This window comes from Paenibacillus sp. LS1 (genome assembly GCF_026013365.1).
In the GTDB taxonomy this organism is placed as follows: domain Bacteria; phylum Bacillota; class Bacilli; order Paenibacillales; family Paenibacillaceae; genus Paenibacillus.
Map to the genome: position 1 here is coordinate 1,821,499 of NZ_JAPDOE010000001.1, position 14,686 is coordinate 1,836,184.

Annotated in this window: 12 protein-coding genes; 6 read left to right on the forward strand and 6 right to left on the reverse strand. The window is 46.9% G+C overall.

Features of this window, described 5'->3' with window-relative positions; translation table 11 throughout:
• Nucleotides 1-70: 70 nt before the first annotated feature.
• Nucleotides 71-1,363, reverse strand: coding sequence for a hydroxylamine reductase (hcp, locus tag OM416_RS07930; protein WP_062835656.1), 1,293 nt, complete (start codon nt 1,361-1,363; stop codon nt 71-73).
• A gap of 223 nt (nt 1,364-1,586) precedes the next feature.
• Here hcp and OM416_RS07935 point away from each other — a divergent pair, with 223 nt between their 5' ends.
• Nucleotides 1,587-1,958: a hypothetical protein gene (locus OM416_RS07935; RefSeq protein WP_062835657.1), complete on the forward strand. Its 372-nt coding sequence runs from the start codon at nt 1,587-1,589 to the stop codon at nt 1,956-1,958.
• Between the two features lie 214 nt (nt 1,959-2,172).
• Nucleotides 2,173-4,824: a cation-translocating P-type ATPase gene (locus OM416_RS07940; protein WP_264928266.1), complete on the forward strand. Its 2,652-nt coding sequence runs from the start codon at nt 2,173-2,175 to the stop codon at nt 4,822-4,824.
• A gap of 63 nt (nt 4,825-4,887) precedes the next feature.
• Here OM416_RS07940 and OM416_RS07945 read toward each other — a convergent pair whose 3' ends face one another.
• A complete protein-coding gene (locus OM416_RS07945) occupies nt 4,888-5,271 on the reverse strand; it encodes a VOC family protein (RefSeq protein WP_264928267.1) in 384 nt (127 codons plus the stop codon).
• 247 nt (nt 5,272-5,518) lie between these two features.
• On the opposite strand from OM416_RS07945, the gene OM416_RS07950 reads away from it, so the two are divergent.
• Nucleotides 5,519-6,859 carry an MFS transporter gene (locus OM416_RS07950; RefSeq protein ID WP_264928268.1) on the forward strand — a complete coding sequence of 447 codons (1,341 nt, stop codon included), beginning with the start codon at nt 5,519-5,521 and terminating at the stop codon, nt 6,857-6,859.
• Between the two features lie 142 nt (nt 6,860-7,001).
• On the opposite strand, the gene OM416_RS07955 is transcribed toward OM416_RS07950, so the two are convergent.
• On the reverse strand, nt 7,002-7,658 hold the full coding sequence (locus tag OM416_RS07955; RefSeq protein WP_264928269.1) for a DUF2625 domain-containing protein: 657 nt from the start codon (nt 7,656-7,658) through the stop codon (nt 7,002-7,004).
• A 102-nt stretch (nt 7,659-7,760) separates the two neighbouring features.
• Here OM416_RS07955 and OM416_RS07960 point away from each other — a divergent pair, with 102 nt between their 5' ends.
• Entirely contained in the window at nt 7,761-9,248 is a 1,488-nt protein-coding gene (locus OM416_RS07960; protein WP_264928270.1) for a right-handed parallel beta-helix repeat-containing protein, read from the forward strand.
• A 187-nt stretch (nt 9,249-9,435) separates the two neighbouring features.
• On the opposite strand, the gene OM416_RS07965 is transcribed toward OM416_RS07960, so the two are convergent.
• From OM416_RS07965 to OM416_RS07975, 3 genes are all read right to left on the reverse strand, one after another.
• The gene (locus tag OM416_RS07965) at nt 9,436-10,419 is read right to left on the reverse strand and encodes a sensor domain-containing diguanylate cyclase (protein WP_264928271.1); all 984 of its coding nucleotides are present in this window, start codon (nt 10,417-10,419) and stop codon (nt 9,436-9,438) included.
• Nucleotides 10,420-10,443: 24 nt separating this feature from the next.
• Nucleotides 10,444-11,250 carry an alpha/beta fold hydrolase gene (locus OM416_RS07970; RefSeq protein ID WP_264928272.1) on the reverse strand — a complete coding sequence of 269 codons (807 nt, stop codon included), beginning with the start codon at nt 11,248-11,250 and terminating at the stop codon, nt 10,444-10,446.
• A gap of 177 nt (nt 11,251-11,427) precedes the next feature.
• A complete protein-coding gene (locus OM416_RS07975) occupies nt 11,428-13,062 on the reverse strand; it encodes a DUF1593 domain-containing protein (RefSeq protein ID WP_264928273.1) in 1,635 nt (544 codons plus the stop codon).
• A 328-nt stretch (nt 13,063-13,390) separates the two neighbouring features.
• Between OM416_RS07975 and OM416_RS07980 the strand changes: the two genes are divergently transcribed.
• Both OM416_RS07980 and OM416_RS07985 read left to right on the forward strand, forming a co-directional pair.
• Nucleotides 13,391-14,041 (forward strand): hypothetical protein, encoded by a 651-nt coding sequence (locus OM416_RS07980; RefSeq protein ID WP_264928274.1) that lies wholly within the window; start codon nt 13,391-13,393, stop codon nt 14,039-14,041.
• A 34-nt stretch (nt 14,042-14,075) separates the two neighbouring features.
• Nucleotides 14,076-14,639 carry a DUF1697 domain-containing protein gene (locus OM416_RS07985; protein WP_264928275.1) on the forward strand — a complete coding sequence of 188 codons (564 nt, stop codon included), beginning with the start codon at nt 14,076-14,078 and terminating at the stop codon, nt 14,637-14,639.
• Nucleotides 14,640-14,686 lie beyond the last annotated feature (47 nt).

The following is a 14,686-nucleotide window of genomic DNA, read 5'->3' on the forward strand; positions in this document are numbered from 1 at the left end:
TTGTATCCTCATAGCAAAGAAGTCGTGCTACGCACGACTCACCTATATACTTTACTGTATCCTTTTCCCCTTATGACAGTGCCAACATCGCGTTCATATCTTCTTCTGCTGTTGTAATTAACTTCAGACCAAACATATCCACGAGCACATCCAAGACACCTTCCGATATGAACTCAGGTGGTTTCGGTCCAATCCGAATGTCCTGAATGCCTAGGCTGAACAAGCCGAGCAGGATCGCAACTGCTTTTTGTTCAAACCAAGACAGGACGATGCTGACAGGCAACTCGTTCACGGTACAGCCAAAAGCATCCGCCAAAGCCATGGCAATCTTCACCGTGGAACCGGAATTATTGCATTGACCCAGGTCGATATAACGCGGTATGCCGGTATCTCCAACCGTACCATAATCCACATCATTGAAGCGGAACTTGCCACAGGATGTTGTCAGAATAACGGTGTCATTCGGCAACGATGTGGCCAATTCACGATAGTAGTTGCCACCTTTGCCTGGTGCATCACAGCCTGCAATAACGAAGAATCGACGGATATGACCGTCTTTCACCGCCTGAATAATCTCTGGCGCAAGTCCAATCACGGTCTCATGATGATATCCTGTTGTTAAGACTTGCTCAGACTGTACATTAGCCGCAGGCAGTGACAATGCACGTTCAATCAGAGGTGAGAAGTCATCCTCTGTAATTTTGGCAACGCCCTCCAAACCCGCCACTTCGTATGAGAAAAAGCGATCTGCATATGTGCCCTTGATCGGCATAACACAGTTCGTCGTTGCCAGAATAGCACCCGGGAATTGTTCGAACAGTCTGCGCTGATCGTACCATGCTTTACCGATATTGCCCTTGAGATGGGCATATTTCTTCAGCGCAGGATAACCGTGCGCAGGCAACATTTCCGAGTGAGTATAGATGTTAATTCCTTTTCCTTCCGTTTGACGCAGTAACTCCTCCAATGCATACAGATTATGCCCTGTCACCACGATGCACTGTCCTTCGATCTGGTTCTGGCTAACCGTAATCGGTTGCGGTACACCAAAACGGTCCGTATGCGCACGATCCAGCACGTCCATAATGCGGATTGCTGCATTACCAACCTTCATTGCCATCTCCAGATGTTCTTGTACATTAAAATTCGAGTTCGTCAATGTCATATATAATGCCTCATGTGTAATCCGATCCACCTCAGGATCAGAATATCCCAACTGGCGTGCGTGTGTCGCATAAGCAGCGATGCCTTTTAACGCAAAGATCATCGTATCCTGCAAACTTGCGATCGTTTCATTTTTACCGCATACCCCAACGACGGTACACCCGCCACTCGGCGTCTGTTCGCATTGATAACAAAACATATGGATTCCCCTCCAAACATAGATTTAACACGCTTCGTTATAAAATAGCCTAACAGACCCCGATAGGAGCGAGTGTGATGGTGCACACAGTTTCTGATCCAACATCTATATATCGTTCTCTGAGACTATCATCCAATCCATACCCTTCCTCCCAACATATGCTATCCAATAGACCAATCTGTCTTATCAGCCAGGTTGTCTAAATGCAGAGGGGGAATGTACTTTGAATAAACCTGTTTCGATCTCGCGGACGTATCCACGTCTGGCCGTGTATAGTCAAGAGAATTTCAGAGGATTACGAAGAGTATACCGTGGTAACTTGGGTATTGCCGATGTTGACGCTGTCCTAACCGGGATTGAGAGTCTGCGATTCTTCTCAACCAATCCGAACGCCACGCTTGTGCTGTTTGATCGGTCACGCTTTCGTGATAATTTCTATATATTGCGGGGAAATCGCAGCATTCGCGAACTGGATGATATCCTCAGAAGAGGTGACGTGGAGTCATTAATCGCTACGAATCAGCGGTTAACAGCCGCTCAGGTTCGCCGAATCCAGCGTACAGGAAACCTGCCTCCAGGTTATCGTCTGATCTAAACTTTTCCCATTGTTATAACCAGTTCTAAGTTCCATTCCAGTGATGTCTGTTATGTCTGTGCATCACTGGAAATAATAACATTGGAAAAGAAGCATATCTCGGCTCATTCTGAAAAATACTGTGTACATAAAAAATATGGAAATGAAACGATTCTAGATTTTACCCGTAAGGGTAATACACAGAGAGAAATCTAATATTCAAGGAGCTGGTCAATTGCAACATTACAGACACAGTGCAGAGGAAACCCTTCAGGATGTGCAAAGTTCCTCCAAGGGACTCACGACCTCCGAAGCTGCGAAGAGACTTGAAACCGAAGGATATAACGAGTTAAAAGGCAAAGATGCAACGCCTGTCTGGAAACTGTTCCTCGAAAATTTCAAAGATCCGATGGTCATCGTGCTGCTGATTGCAGCCGCGGTACAGGTTGTACTTGGACATCTGATTGAATCGTTGATCATATTCCTGGTTATATTGCTCAACGCGGTAATCAGTGTTGTGCAGACCAAAAAAGCCGAGAGCTCGCTCGACGCGCTGAAACAAATGTCTGCTCCCGAAGCCAAGGTCATTCGTGACGGCCAGAAAAAGACCATTCCAGCGAGGGAGCTCGTTCCCGGTGATATTGTTATGCTGGACGCAGGTGATTATGTCCCGGCAGACGGGCGTATACTGGAATCAGGCAGTCTGAAAATCAACGAAGGTATGCTGACCGGAGAATCCGAAGCTGCGGAGAAACACGCCGATGCCATCCCGGATGAGGCTCCTATTGGAGATCGGCGCAATATGGCCTTCAGTGGCTCACTGGTCGTATATGGACGTGGCATGCTCGTCATTACGGGTACGGCACTCAAAACCGAAATCGGCAAAATTGCCGAACTGATTGAAAATGCCGAAGCCAAGAACACGCCACTACAACGCAAGTTGGAATCATTCAGCAAAAAACTGGGCTTTTTCATCCTTGGCTTATCGATTCTCATCTTTGCCATTGAAGCGGGTCGTGTATGGTTGACCGAAGGTACGGAGAATATTGGACCATCCATTGTGAATGCACTGATGTTTGCCGTAGCTGTTGCAGTTGCTGCCATTCCTGAGGCGCTATCCTCCATTGTGACTATCGTATTGTCACTCGGAACGAACAAGATGGCCAAACAGCATGCGATCATTCGCAGACTGCCAGCTGTGGAAGCACTCGGTTCTGCCAGCATTATCTGTACGGACAAAACAGGAACGCTAACTCAGAATAAAATGACTGTCGTGGATTATTACATTCCCCATGGCACCAAGGACGAATTCCCGGATGATCCCGATCAGTGGTCGGAAGAGGAACGCCGTTTGTTACATATTGCAGTGCTCTGCAATGATTCGAATATTAACCAGGAAGGCAAGGAACTGGGTGACCCCACCGAAGTAGCCCTCATTGCCTTCAGCAACCGGGTGAACAAGGATTACAATGAAATCCGTGACCAGTTCCCGCGTGAAGCCGAGCTTCCTTTTGACTCGGATCGAAAGCTCATGAGTACGGTGCATACCTTCGAGGGACAGACGGCTTTGCTGACCAAAGGTGGACCGGATGTGCTGTTCAGTCGCTGTAGTCATGTATTTATCAACGGTGAGGTTCAGCCCCTCAGACCCGAGATTCGCACACAGTTTGAAGAAAAAAATGAGGCCTTCTCCAAACGTGCCTTCCGTGTGCTGGCCTATGCGTACAAAAAATTTGATGATAAAAACCAGGTCACCATTGATGACGAGCATGATCTGACACTTGTGGGTCTGACAGCGATGATTGACCCACCGCGTGAAGCGGTATACGGCTCTATTGAAGAGTCCAAAAAAGCGGGCATTCGCACGATCATGATCACCGGAGATCACAAAACGACGGCTCAGGCCATCGGTGTGGATATCGGCCTTGCCGAACCGGATGATCTCGCCATTACCGGCGCCGAACTGGACAAAATGTCTGATGAAGAGCTGGATCAACAACTTGAACACATCTCAGTATACGCCAGAGTATCACCTGAGAATAAAATCCGGATTGTGCGTGCATGGCAACGTAAAGGCAAGGTTGCAGCGATGACCGGAGATGGGGTCAATGATGCACCTGCGCTGAAACAAGCTGACATCGGCGTAGCAATGGGCAGCGGAACAGATGTTGCCAAAGATGCGGCTGCCATGATTCTGACGGATGACAACTTTGTCTCCATCGTGAATGCGGTCAGTGTTGGGCGGATGGTATTTGATAATATCAAAAAAGCCATCGCATACCTGTTCGCCGGTAACCTCGGTGCCATTATCGCCATTTTGTTTGCCTTGATCGTCGGCTGGGTTAATCCATTTACGGCCCTTCAGCTGCTGTTCATCAATCTGGTGAACGACTCCCTGCCTGCCATTGCTTTGGGTACAGAGAAACCCGAGCCAGATGTCATGCGGCGTAAACCACGCGATATCAACGAAGGCATCTTCGCAGGCGGAACCCTGCAAGCTGTGATTACACGTGGTGTCCTGATTGGTGCGGCTGTTATTGTATCCCAATATATTGGACTTGGCATCTCGGAGGAAATCAGTGTGGCTATGGCCTTCACAACCTTGATTCTGGCACGCAGTCTGCAAACATTTGCAGCACGTTCCAATACACAGACCATCTTCCAGGTGGGCTTCATGACCAATAAATTCGTGCTTGGCTCCATTCTGGTATGTCTCTGTCTCTATGCAATCACACTGATTCCAGGTGTTCGCGGTGTCTTCGCCATCCCGGATACATTCGGCTGGAATGAGTTCCTGATTGCAGGCGGACTTGCTCTTGCTGCAGTCATTCTCATGGATGTCATCAAGTGGATTCGCAATCGCGGCAAACAAGTTACTGTAGCGTAAAATCTGCAGTTATAACATGCACAAACAGGCGCCCGTTATCGGAGCGCCTGTTTCTGTATCTAATTATCCCTGTTTGATGCGAAAAGCAATCCATCGTCCATCGACGTCCTCGATCACAAACTCCTTGTTATTGTAGTCTGTATGTTGGAAGCAACGAACAATGTTTACACCGGCGTTACTGAATTCCTGTTGAAGCTCCTCCTGGTTCTTTGTAATAAAATATGCATCATATCCATAGCCATATAATTCTCTGTTGGGTATAACTTTCTGTCCATTGCTTTGGGTTAAAATAATCTCGGTCAGATCACGATACAGACAAATATGAGGTTCCGCGGCATCATGATAATCGACCACCCGAAACCCCATCTTTTCTTCATAAAACTGCGCGGTTCGCTTCATATCAAGCGTCGGAAATACGCTGTGGGACATTAATAATAAGTGAGTCATACTGTAGTCTCCTTCAAAATCTCTTCAAAACATGATTATGTAATCCAACCATCACAATAACCAATTTCAGGGAATACGTCTATGAATTTTCGATCTATATAGAATGAAACAATAATTTGATTTACTTTTACATGACTTATAAAACGGACATACAGTATGACATTATTGCCATATAACTAAATGAAGAGTAAAATGATATATTGCTTTTCAATATTGCTCCACTGAATCCATAGACAGGAATGGTACCGTGAAAGATAAAATTGTCATGCCACTCTGGACATGTTGCCTGTTCATCGTTGTGATGAATACCACCATGTTCAATGTTTCTTTGCCAGTCATTATTCATGATCTGCAGATTACCTCGGACCTGGGATCTTGGGTCATCTCAAGTTATTCAATTGGTTACGCCCTGTCGACGGTGATTTACAGTCGATTGTCAGACCGTATCCCGGTACGCAAACTGTTAACGGTCGGGCTTCTGATCCTGGGGTTATCTTCATTGCTGGGGTTGTTCGCGCATAACTTTGCGGTCCTGTTACTGACACGTATTCTGCAATCTGCGGGTGCAGGAGTTATGGCCGGGCTGGGTCTCGTCATTGCAAGTCGTTACATCCCGGTGGAACGACGCGGAGCTGCCATCGCGCTGATCTCATCAGGTAGCGCCATGGCTTTTGGACTTGGCCCCATTGTAGGCGGACTCATTAGCGAGTACTGGGGCTGGAACGGACTTTTTGCCATAACGGTGCTTGTCCTGCTCGCCCTGCCCGTATTGCTCTATTTCCTCCCACGGGAAACGGTCAAAACAGATCAGCCGTTTGATGTTATTGGCGCCATATTAACCGTCATTAACGCCACTACACTTCTTGTCGCAATCACCCAGCAATCCTGGTTCTGGTTTGCCATCGGCGTTATCTCGCTTATTGCACACCTTTTGTATATTCGGAAAGCGACACTTCCGTTTGTGAATCCACAAGTGTTCCGAACGCCAGGATACACCCGGTTAATCCTGATCGGATTCTGTGTGCTGGTCGTGAATCTGGGCAATCTGTTTTTGATGCCACTTGTGCTCGCTGATCTATATGGGCGCTCTTCGCTCGCCATTGGTTTGCTGATTGCTCCTGGAGCTATTGTTGCAGCATTTTGCACCCGTTTCGTCGGACGCTGGATCGACCGTTATGGCAATATGCGATTTATGATCATCGGACACATTCTGCTGGCAGCTGTCCTTGCCTTATTCATGCTCGGACTTGATCAGTCTGCCTTGATCATTACCAGTGGTTATCTCTTTTTCTCGCCGGCACTCTCAGCCTCCATGGCATCATTGAATAATGAAGCGTCACGTGTGCTGCCCAAATCGCAGATCGGTTCCGGTATGGGCATGTTACAACTGATTCAATTCTTCGGTGGTTCGGTGTCTGTAGCCGTGTGTGGGCTGTTGCTTCACAGCATTCCAGGGGTCTCGGTAGAGGAAGCTTATCATGTGGTGTATGCATGTCTGTTGCTCGTCTGCGTTGTTTCACTCGGATTGACCGTCTGGCACAGCAGAGCTTCACGCTCAGGCATTAAACCTGTCACATTGGACAGTTAATCATTAAGTTCAAAACAAAAAGGCCCGCGCCAAGCGCGAGCCTTTTGTAGTTTGGAACATAATTTCTGTTTTTTTCTCAAAGTAGATCACTCCATGAACTTACCGGTTACTTTCCTTATCTCATCCAAAAGCAACATCCCAACTATTTCCCGTCCAGGGCGGACTTCCAGGCCTCCATGATGCTAATAGGTGCTTTGCTGCTGATCTCGCCGCCGCCTTCTTGCGTCCAAAGTGGTGGATAATACGCAAACACTTGTCCTGTCTGGAGCTGAGACATATCCTCTTGCCAACCTTTCCAGCGAAAGGTCTGATAGAACTGCTCCAGATCGCCATTCGCCAGCCAGTTGATGAAACCTGAATATGCCAGTTCTGTCGATTCCCATTCGAGTGTATCCGGTGCAAAATAATATATGTGTCCCGTGCGGCCATACTTGCCTGTATCCAGTCCGAAGAAACCGCCTGCTGCATCATATGCGACGACCATCATGCCTTCCAGTACGTCTACCCAAGGTTGCTCACTCACACCATTCCAACTTGTGAGACTCCCAGATGTACTGTCACCACCCGCACCCAGCAGCGTGATCCAGCCATGATCCACTACAATGCCTTCTGTCTCATAAGCAACAGCCCCCAGATAGGATTTGGTGCTTATTTGCAGACGATAGAGCGTATCCCCTCCAGCCTCCTGCTTTGCTGGAACATACTCATATGTATTTTCACCGCTATCCAAGAGTTCCTTGAGTTCTTCCCAAGCGTGATTCTCCCGATCTACTAATTCAGCTATCGTTAATGTATTCATGAGCAGTCTCCTCGCTGATTTTATAAGAGCATATCATGGGTTATTAACCCGTTCAAATCTGCTATAATCTAGCTTCAAAGCTAAATACAAGGGGGAAACGATTTGACTCGCTTAGTTTTACTTATGATTCCAATTCTGATGCTGCTCGTATCCGGTTGTCAGGATCATAGCCAGTCCATGAAGGCACCAGTTTCTGTTCAAAAATCTGATCCTCAGGTCATCCATTACATATCCCCTCAAGGAAACGACTCGAACAAAGGAACCATTCAATCTCCATGGAAAACATTGCAGCACGCTGCCGACCATGCTTCACCAGGAAGCACGATCTATTTGCGTGAAGGGGTCTATCATCAGAAAGTCAAAATCACCAGGAGCGGTCATTCCTCCAGTAATCCGACCCTATTTTCCAGTTATCCTCAGGAGAAGGTTATCCTTGATGGTAAAGATCTGTCCGTTCGGGGGATCGAAGGGTTGATTGAAATTGAAAATGCCAGTAATATCACGATTCAGAATCTCGAAATTCGTAACTTCACAACCACACAAGGGGGCCAAGTCCCAAGCGGGATCTATGTCCACGGAGCAGGTGAGCACATTCAGCTGTTAGGTAACACCATACACGCGATTGCTAGTTATGCACCTCCTGAAGGTCCCGATTTACGGGGCAGGGATGCCCACGGCATTGCCATATATGGCACAGAGCACCCTCAAGCATTACGCGATATCATCATCAAGGATAATGAATTGTATGATCTAACACTCGGTTCGAGCGAGTCACTCGCAGTTAACGGCAATGTTGATACGTTTGCCATACAGAACAATGTCATCCATGATTCCGACAATATCGGTATTGATCTGATCGGGTACGAGGGTACGTCCGAGGACGACACGTACGATCAGGCTCGGAACGGCATTGTACAAGGCAACGAAGTATACGATATTACGTCCAATAACAACCCCTCCTACGGTAAAGACCTGCCCAATGATAGCAACTCGGCGGGCGGTATCTATGTAGATGGCGGGAAAGATCATATCATCGACCAGAACCGGGTATATCGGAGCGACATCGGAATCGAGATTGCCTCGGAGCATGCCGGACGTTCAACAAGTAACATTACCGTGCGGGATAATCTGATTTATTCCAACAGATTGACGGGTATTGCCATGGGAGGTTATGACGAGGAACGAGGAGCTACCGAGGATAGCAAGATTATGTACAATACGCTGGTCGGGAATGATACGCTGAATGCAGGCAATGGACAGTTATTCATGCAATCACGGACGAAGAACAATACGTTCATGCGTAACATTCTCGTATCGGGCAGCTCGGAAGTACTAATATACAACGAATATACTAGCAATACCGGCAATGTGTTTGACCATAATGTCTATTACTCACCAGGTGAGCAGGAAGATGCCCTGTGGGTTTGGAAAAATAAAGCCTACTCCGGCATCGCCGCCTACATTAAGGGATCTGGCAACGATGCACACTCTCTATATGTGAACCCGGCATTTATGGATATGTCCAACGAAGATTTCAGTCTTCAGACGAATTCTTCGGCAAAGTCGTATGGCTACCTCGCTCCGCGTTAAAATAATGCTAAAGATCCCCCTGTTCCATTAGGACGTGTCTCAAAACTCGCTGAATTGCATTTTCGGAGTTTCCAGACACGCCCTTGTTCATTCTGTTTCAGACAAATAAAAGAAGCCTGTGCATGTGGGATCATCTCCCTCATATTGCATAGGCTCCTTATGGTTTTCTTTTGATCTAATCCAACCCTTAACTTCTTACCATCTGGGCTGCATGTGTTACCCGGTTTCGTCCTCCGGTTTTGGAGGCATACAGGGCGTTGTCCGCTTTTTGGAACAAGGACTTTTCCGTATCTTCCTCTACCACAGTGGCCACACCAATACTCACGGTAATGTTATATTCGCCCCAATCGGCTGAAGCAACCTGTGACCGATATCGCTCTGCGATGCCTCTCGCCTGCTCCTCTTCACAATCCGAAAGGATGATGACAAATTCCTCTCCGCCGTAACGCGCCACCACATCCGTACTGCGCGACACCGATTGCAACAGCCCCGCCAGATTGCCGAGCACCAGATCTCCGATCGGATGACCGTACGTATCATTAATGCTTTTGAAATGATCAATGTCCACAACCAGAAGAGAGAAATAACGTTGTTTCTCTTGGAACATCAGTAAGCTTTCAACCATTTTTTCCTGGAAAAATCTGCGGTTCTTCAGTCCTGTCAGCAAATCTGTGGAGGCCAGCGTCTCCAACTGATCATTCACTTTGATAAGGGCCTGCTCTTTAATCTTATATTCCTCGTGTAATCGTTCAAGCTCCTTGTTCGCTTCTTGGGTCGCCTGATACAGCTCCTGTAGCTTCGTTTTGGTATGCAAAATATCCTTCTCATGTTCGATTCGCTTACGCATGACTACAACGACACAATCTACCACGCTTTCCCCGTTACGGGTCTGACGAACACCGTTAAGCAGCACGGGAACAGCTTGTTGATCACGGGTACGAAACGTGAAGTACATCTCGTCCACATGTCCATATAACTGGATGTAGGGATAGAAATACGTATGGAAAAACACCTTGTTGCTCACCGACATGGTGGACTCAATATGTTGCCCCACAAGCTCATCGCGTTCATATCCAAGCATCGTAAGCAAGGTTTGATTGATCGTTTGTACGATGCCCGAATCGGAGATAGAGAAGTATCCACAGGGAGCCAGATCTAATTGTATATCCATGGAATAACGCCTTTCTGCCAAGTTTTATGCGCTCGTCAAATAATCCTTAATCATGCGGATCGTTTCTTCCGGTTGACTTAGATGCGGATAATGCCCCTTGGCCGTCATCTGTTGCAACCTGCTATTCTTCAGATGAGCGTGTAAGTACGCCCCTACTTCAACCGGAGCAATGCTGTCTTCGGAACACTGAAGAATCAGCGTTGGCACAGTTGCCTGATCCAGATCAATACGACAATCAGATAAAAACGTCACTTCGGCAAATTGTCTCGCAATATGCGGATCTCTCGAACAGAAACTTTTCTCCAACTCTTCCGTCAGATCTTTCCGTTCCGGGTAGTTCATCACAATGGGTGCCAGATAACTCGCCCACCCAATAAAATTCATCTGCATCATCTCAAGCAATTCATCAATATCATTCCGATCAAAACCTCCATAATAATTCGGAAGATCATTCACGTAACGTGGGGAGGGTCCCAACATGACGATTTGTTTGAAATATTTAGGGTTCTGAATCGATGCCAGCATGCCAATCATACTGCTGACGGAATGCCCGACAAATATGGTATCCCTTAGTTCGAGTGCTTCCATAATCTCCAGCACATCCTGGGCGTATCCTTGGAGGTTGCTATATTTGCCAGCATCATAATAGTTAATTTGAGATTCACCAGATCCAACATAATCAAACAAAATTACACGGTAGTTCTCCGTAAAACTTGGAACAATGTAACGCCACATATCCTGATCGCATCCAAAACCATGTGCAAATACAATCGTTTGGCTACCTGAACCAAGCACTTTAACATTATTTCTTACAAGCACATCAATTGTCATTTCATATCACCTCTCTGAGGTAGTACTCACTTGAGTCAATCTATCTGATTATTATATCGGAAAATGTTGGGATATGGATTAAAAATGTTTAATCACTTCTCTCATGCCTAAAAAATTAAATAAGAGGGGCATCCCGCCAGCCATGTTGATGACTTTTGGGACAGCCCCTCTATTTCTTTATTTCACAGTTAGGATCACACGTTGATAATGCTTCAACTGATGCTCTCCATCATCCTGTACTTCGGCGACGATATGAATGGTATCGCCTGATTTGGCATCGTTAGGAACGGTGAATGTCACCGCTTCGGTGTCACTTCCCTGCAATTTTATCGTATCCACCTGCTCATCCTTGGCAAGGTCTCGATGCAATCCAAGCAACAGGTCGCCCGCCATTTCTGGCTGAACTTTATTCTGTTCCACTTTGGAATCCTCATATGTGTCCGCTTCGAAATATCTCCACCACGTATAGGTCAGTTGATCACCATCCGGGTCTGTGCCTTCCGCGTGAAGAGTAACTTTCTCCCCTGGACTAACACTCAGGTCCAGCCCTTCCTTAATCGTTAATGACGGATTATGGTTGGCACCTTCGTAAGTGCCTGCAACTGCCCAGTCTGCACGTGCTGCAAAATCATCCTGCACATCGTCAAACCATCTCATCAGAGAGTATTCGGCTTCATAGCGTTTGGTGTAAGGATCGTAATCAAGCACATTGTTTCTAAACAGCTTGTCGTTCACGACGCCAAAGCGTCCACCCCAACCGCCGTAGGAAGGGTCTTCCATACTGCGCAGCCCATTATCGATCAGATAGAAGAAGGATGGAGAATCTCCCTCGGATATAAAATCATATTTGTCATATTGCGGATTGTTCTTGAGATATTCAGCACTTCCGCGCTGTTCTTCGGCCAATTCGCCTTCGATCATCTTGCCGTCACCCATCGACGCATACATATCCATCAGCTTGCCATGTCCGTCCAGAATGTTCTTGACCATCCAGTCGCCATGAAGCTTACTGTTCACTTCTTCGGCATGCATCTTCCATGCATAGGCAAAATGCCAGAAGTTCGATTGGTCGTTGAGAATGCGGATATCCGGCCAATTCTTCGCAATGTATTCGTTGTAGCTATCATCCTGATCGAGAATGATGTAGAGGACCAGTTTGTCGCTGACTTTTTTGCGAATCGTATCCCACTCAGCCGTGTCTTTGTACTGTTCCTCAATCGATTTCAGCGCTCGGGCTGTGGTATTGGTACCACCCCATGTTTGAACAATCAGATCTCGGGAATCATCGTCGAGAAAAAGAGTTTCGAGGAATTCGGAACCTTCGGTTTCCTTCTCCATCTCCCCTTTATCGGAAATATTCCCGATCTTGGTCATCGCTCGAAGCTGTTCCGGCTCCGGGTAACCCTCCGCATGTTTGGACAAGTTCGGATAGATCTCGCCATAGGCATCGATCATGTCGTACACCCACTGTGTGCCTGTCCAGCGGAACGGTTTGATCCCCGCTTCCTCGTCTCCAGCATAATGATACACGGAGCTGGTCAGTACAATGCCGGCAAGGTCCATCTCATTCGAATACAACAGGAAACGAATGACCGAGTTCATATCATCCACTTCACCGTCGGTTGTAATCACCGTTCTGCCTTTGGCAGCTTGGTTGGTTGCAGGCTCCTGAGTTTCGTTTTCCGTCTGCTCTGTCGTCTGATTCGGTGTGTCACTCGCGGCTTGTGGCGCCTTGGATGCGCATCCACTAATCACCAGTATGATACTGAGACAACCCGCGGCAAATCCATTTAACCATTTTCTCTTGTTCATAATGCTCCCCTTTCTTGTGTACAGCGTGATGTTGGTGTCGGGATAAGTACGTCCTCTGTTTTTCTATCCTTAATATGGACCGTAGAATGCAAAAAAACCCGAACAACAATACGAATGGCACAAAGTCCACGCATAGTGTGTTCAGGTTTTGCCTGCCCGAAGCAGTAACAATCCTTATTTGAATGAAATTATATCATGTTCACGAATTATTGTAAACGCATTCAAACGTTTTTTTCGAATTTATCTTTGATATAGTATAATGCTTATAGCCAAGATTCAACTCGATCGGCGTAGTACTAAATCAATTTTCCAGGAGGAATCAGACACCATGCAACAACTGGATGCGGCCTTGATCCGTTTTGTGGAACAGCAGGATCTATATAATGAAGCTTATGGACTTTTCCAAAATCATGATCTGCGTCCTCGCGAACTACATCACCATCCGGAAGTCGATTCGCGAATATCTCTTTCTCCAGAACTTCAGTACCTGTACAGTCATTATGAAATGATGGATGCCAGCGCTGAAGGTACACTCAAAATGAAAAATGCCGCCGTCGAGATCGGTGATGCAGCGCTGATCTCCTTTGTTGCACCTGAACATCTGCACCGTCAGCAACGAGGTTACCGCTGGATTGGCATGAATGAACCCTATGAAGAATCTTCCACTTGGCCAAAAAACCACGTCGTCATCGCAAATGTGAACGATGATCCGATCATTGTAGATGTGGAAGCACCGAACTCTCCCGTATATGCCGCTTTTACAGGTGGAGAAGCCAATCGTGTCGCTGATTCGCTGTCTGATTTTTTCAGTGCACTCGCTATCCTGATCGAAGCGGCACGGAGCTATGCCGGGGAAGTGAAAGATGAAGAAACCTATGAAACCAAGCCCGAGTATCTGGAGCATGTGGAACCGCTAATGAATGATCTGTTGGGAGAAGAGCATACTTCACATCTTTTCGAGTATCTGTCATTTTGTTAAATCATTGTCTTAAAGGAATTGGAGGCACATCGATATGAACTATGTAGCTTTGTTGCGAGGTATTAATGTAGGCGGGAACAATAAAATTAATATGAAGCAGCTGAAAGAAACGTTTGAACAAGCAGGCATGCTGGATGTCGTTACCTATATCAATTCTGGCAATATTATTTTTGCCGATCATCAGGAACGTGCCGATGCGAATGCGGAGATATCGCTTTTGTTAGAGCAGGCCATCGCCGCCGATTTTGGCTTACAGATCAGGGTGATGGTTCGGAATATGGATGAAATTCAAAGCGTTATTCAGGCGCTGCCAGCGGAATGGGCTAATGATGACACCGCCAAAAGTGACGTACTGTTCCTTTGGGATGAGATCAATGAGCCCTCCGTGCTGGACAAGCTGCCAATCAAACCGGAAATAGGCACGCTGATCTATGTTCCCGGAGCCATTTTATATTCGGTCAGCAGAGAAGATGCGTCCAAAAGTGGCATGAACAAGCTTGTGGGGTCCAAAGTCTATGCCTATATGACGGTTAGAAATGTGAATACCACACGTAAGATCTATGCTCTAATGCAGGCAGCCGCTGCTACTTCGCGTTGAATGGGACGCCGGATCCAGCTTCGCAGCAGCTTGCCTCTATGGCAATA

What these genes read in the sequence shown, in the direction of transcription:
- hcp (WP_062835656.1), bottom strand. Translation starts at nt 1,363, where the DNA reads ATGTTTTGTTATCAATGCGAACAGACGCCGAGTGGCGGGTGTACCGTC.
- OM416_RS07945 (WP_264928267.1), bottom strand. Translation starts at nt 5,271, where the DNA reads ATGACTCACTTATTATTAATGTCCCACAGCGTATTTCCGACGCTTGAT.
- OM416_RS07955 (WP_264928269.1), bottom strand. Translation starts at nt 7,658, where the DNA reads ATGAATACATTAACGATAGCTGAATTAGTAGATCGGGAGAATCACGCT.
- OM416_RS07965 (WP_264928271.1), bottom strand. Translation starts at nt 10,419, where the DNA reads ATGGATATACAATTAGATCTGGCTCCCTGTGGATACTTCTCTATCTCC.
- OM416_RS07970 (WP_264928272.1), bottom strand. Translation starts at nt 11,250, where the DNA reads ATGACAATTGATGTGCTTGTAAGAAATAATGTTAAAGTGCTTGGTTCA.
- OM416_RS07975 (WP_264928273.1), bottom strand. Translation starts at nt 13,062, where the DNA reads ATGAACAAGAGAAAATGGTTAAATGGATTTGCCGCGGGTTGTCTCAGT.
- OM416_RS07980 (WP_264928274.1), top strand. Translation starts at nt 13,391, where the DNA reads ATGCAACAACTGGATGCGGCCTTGATCCGTTTTGTGGAACAGCAGGAT.
- OM416_RS07985 (WP_264928275.1), top strand. Translation starts at nt 14,076, where the DNA reads ATGAACTATGTAGCTTTGTTGCGAGGTATTAATGTAGGCGGGAACAAT.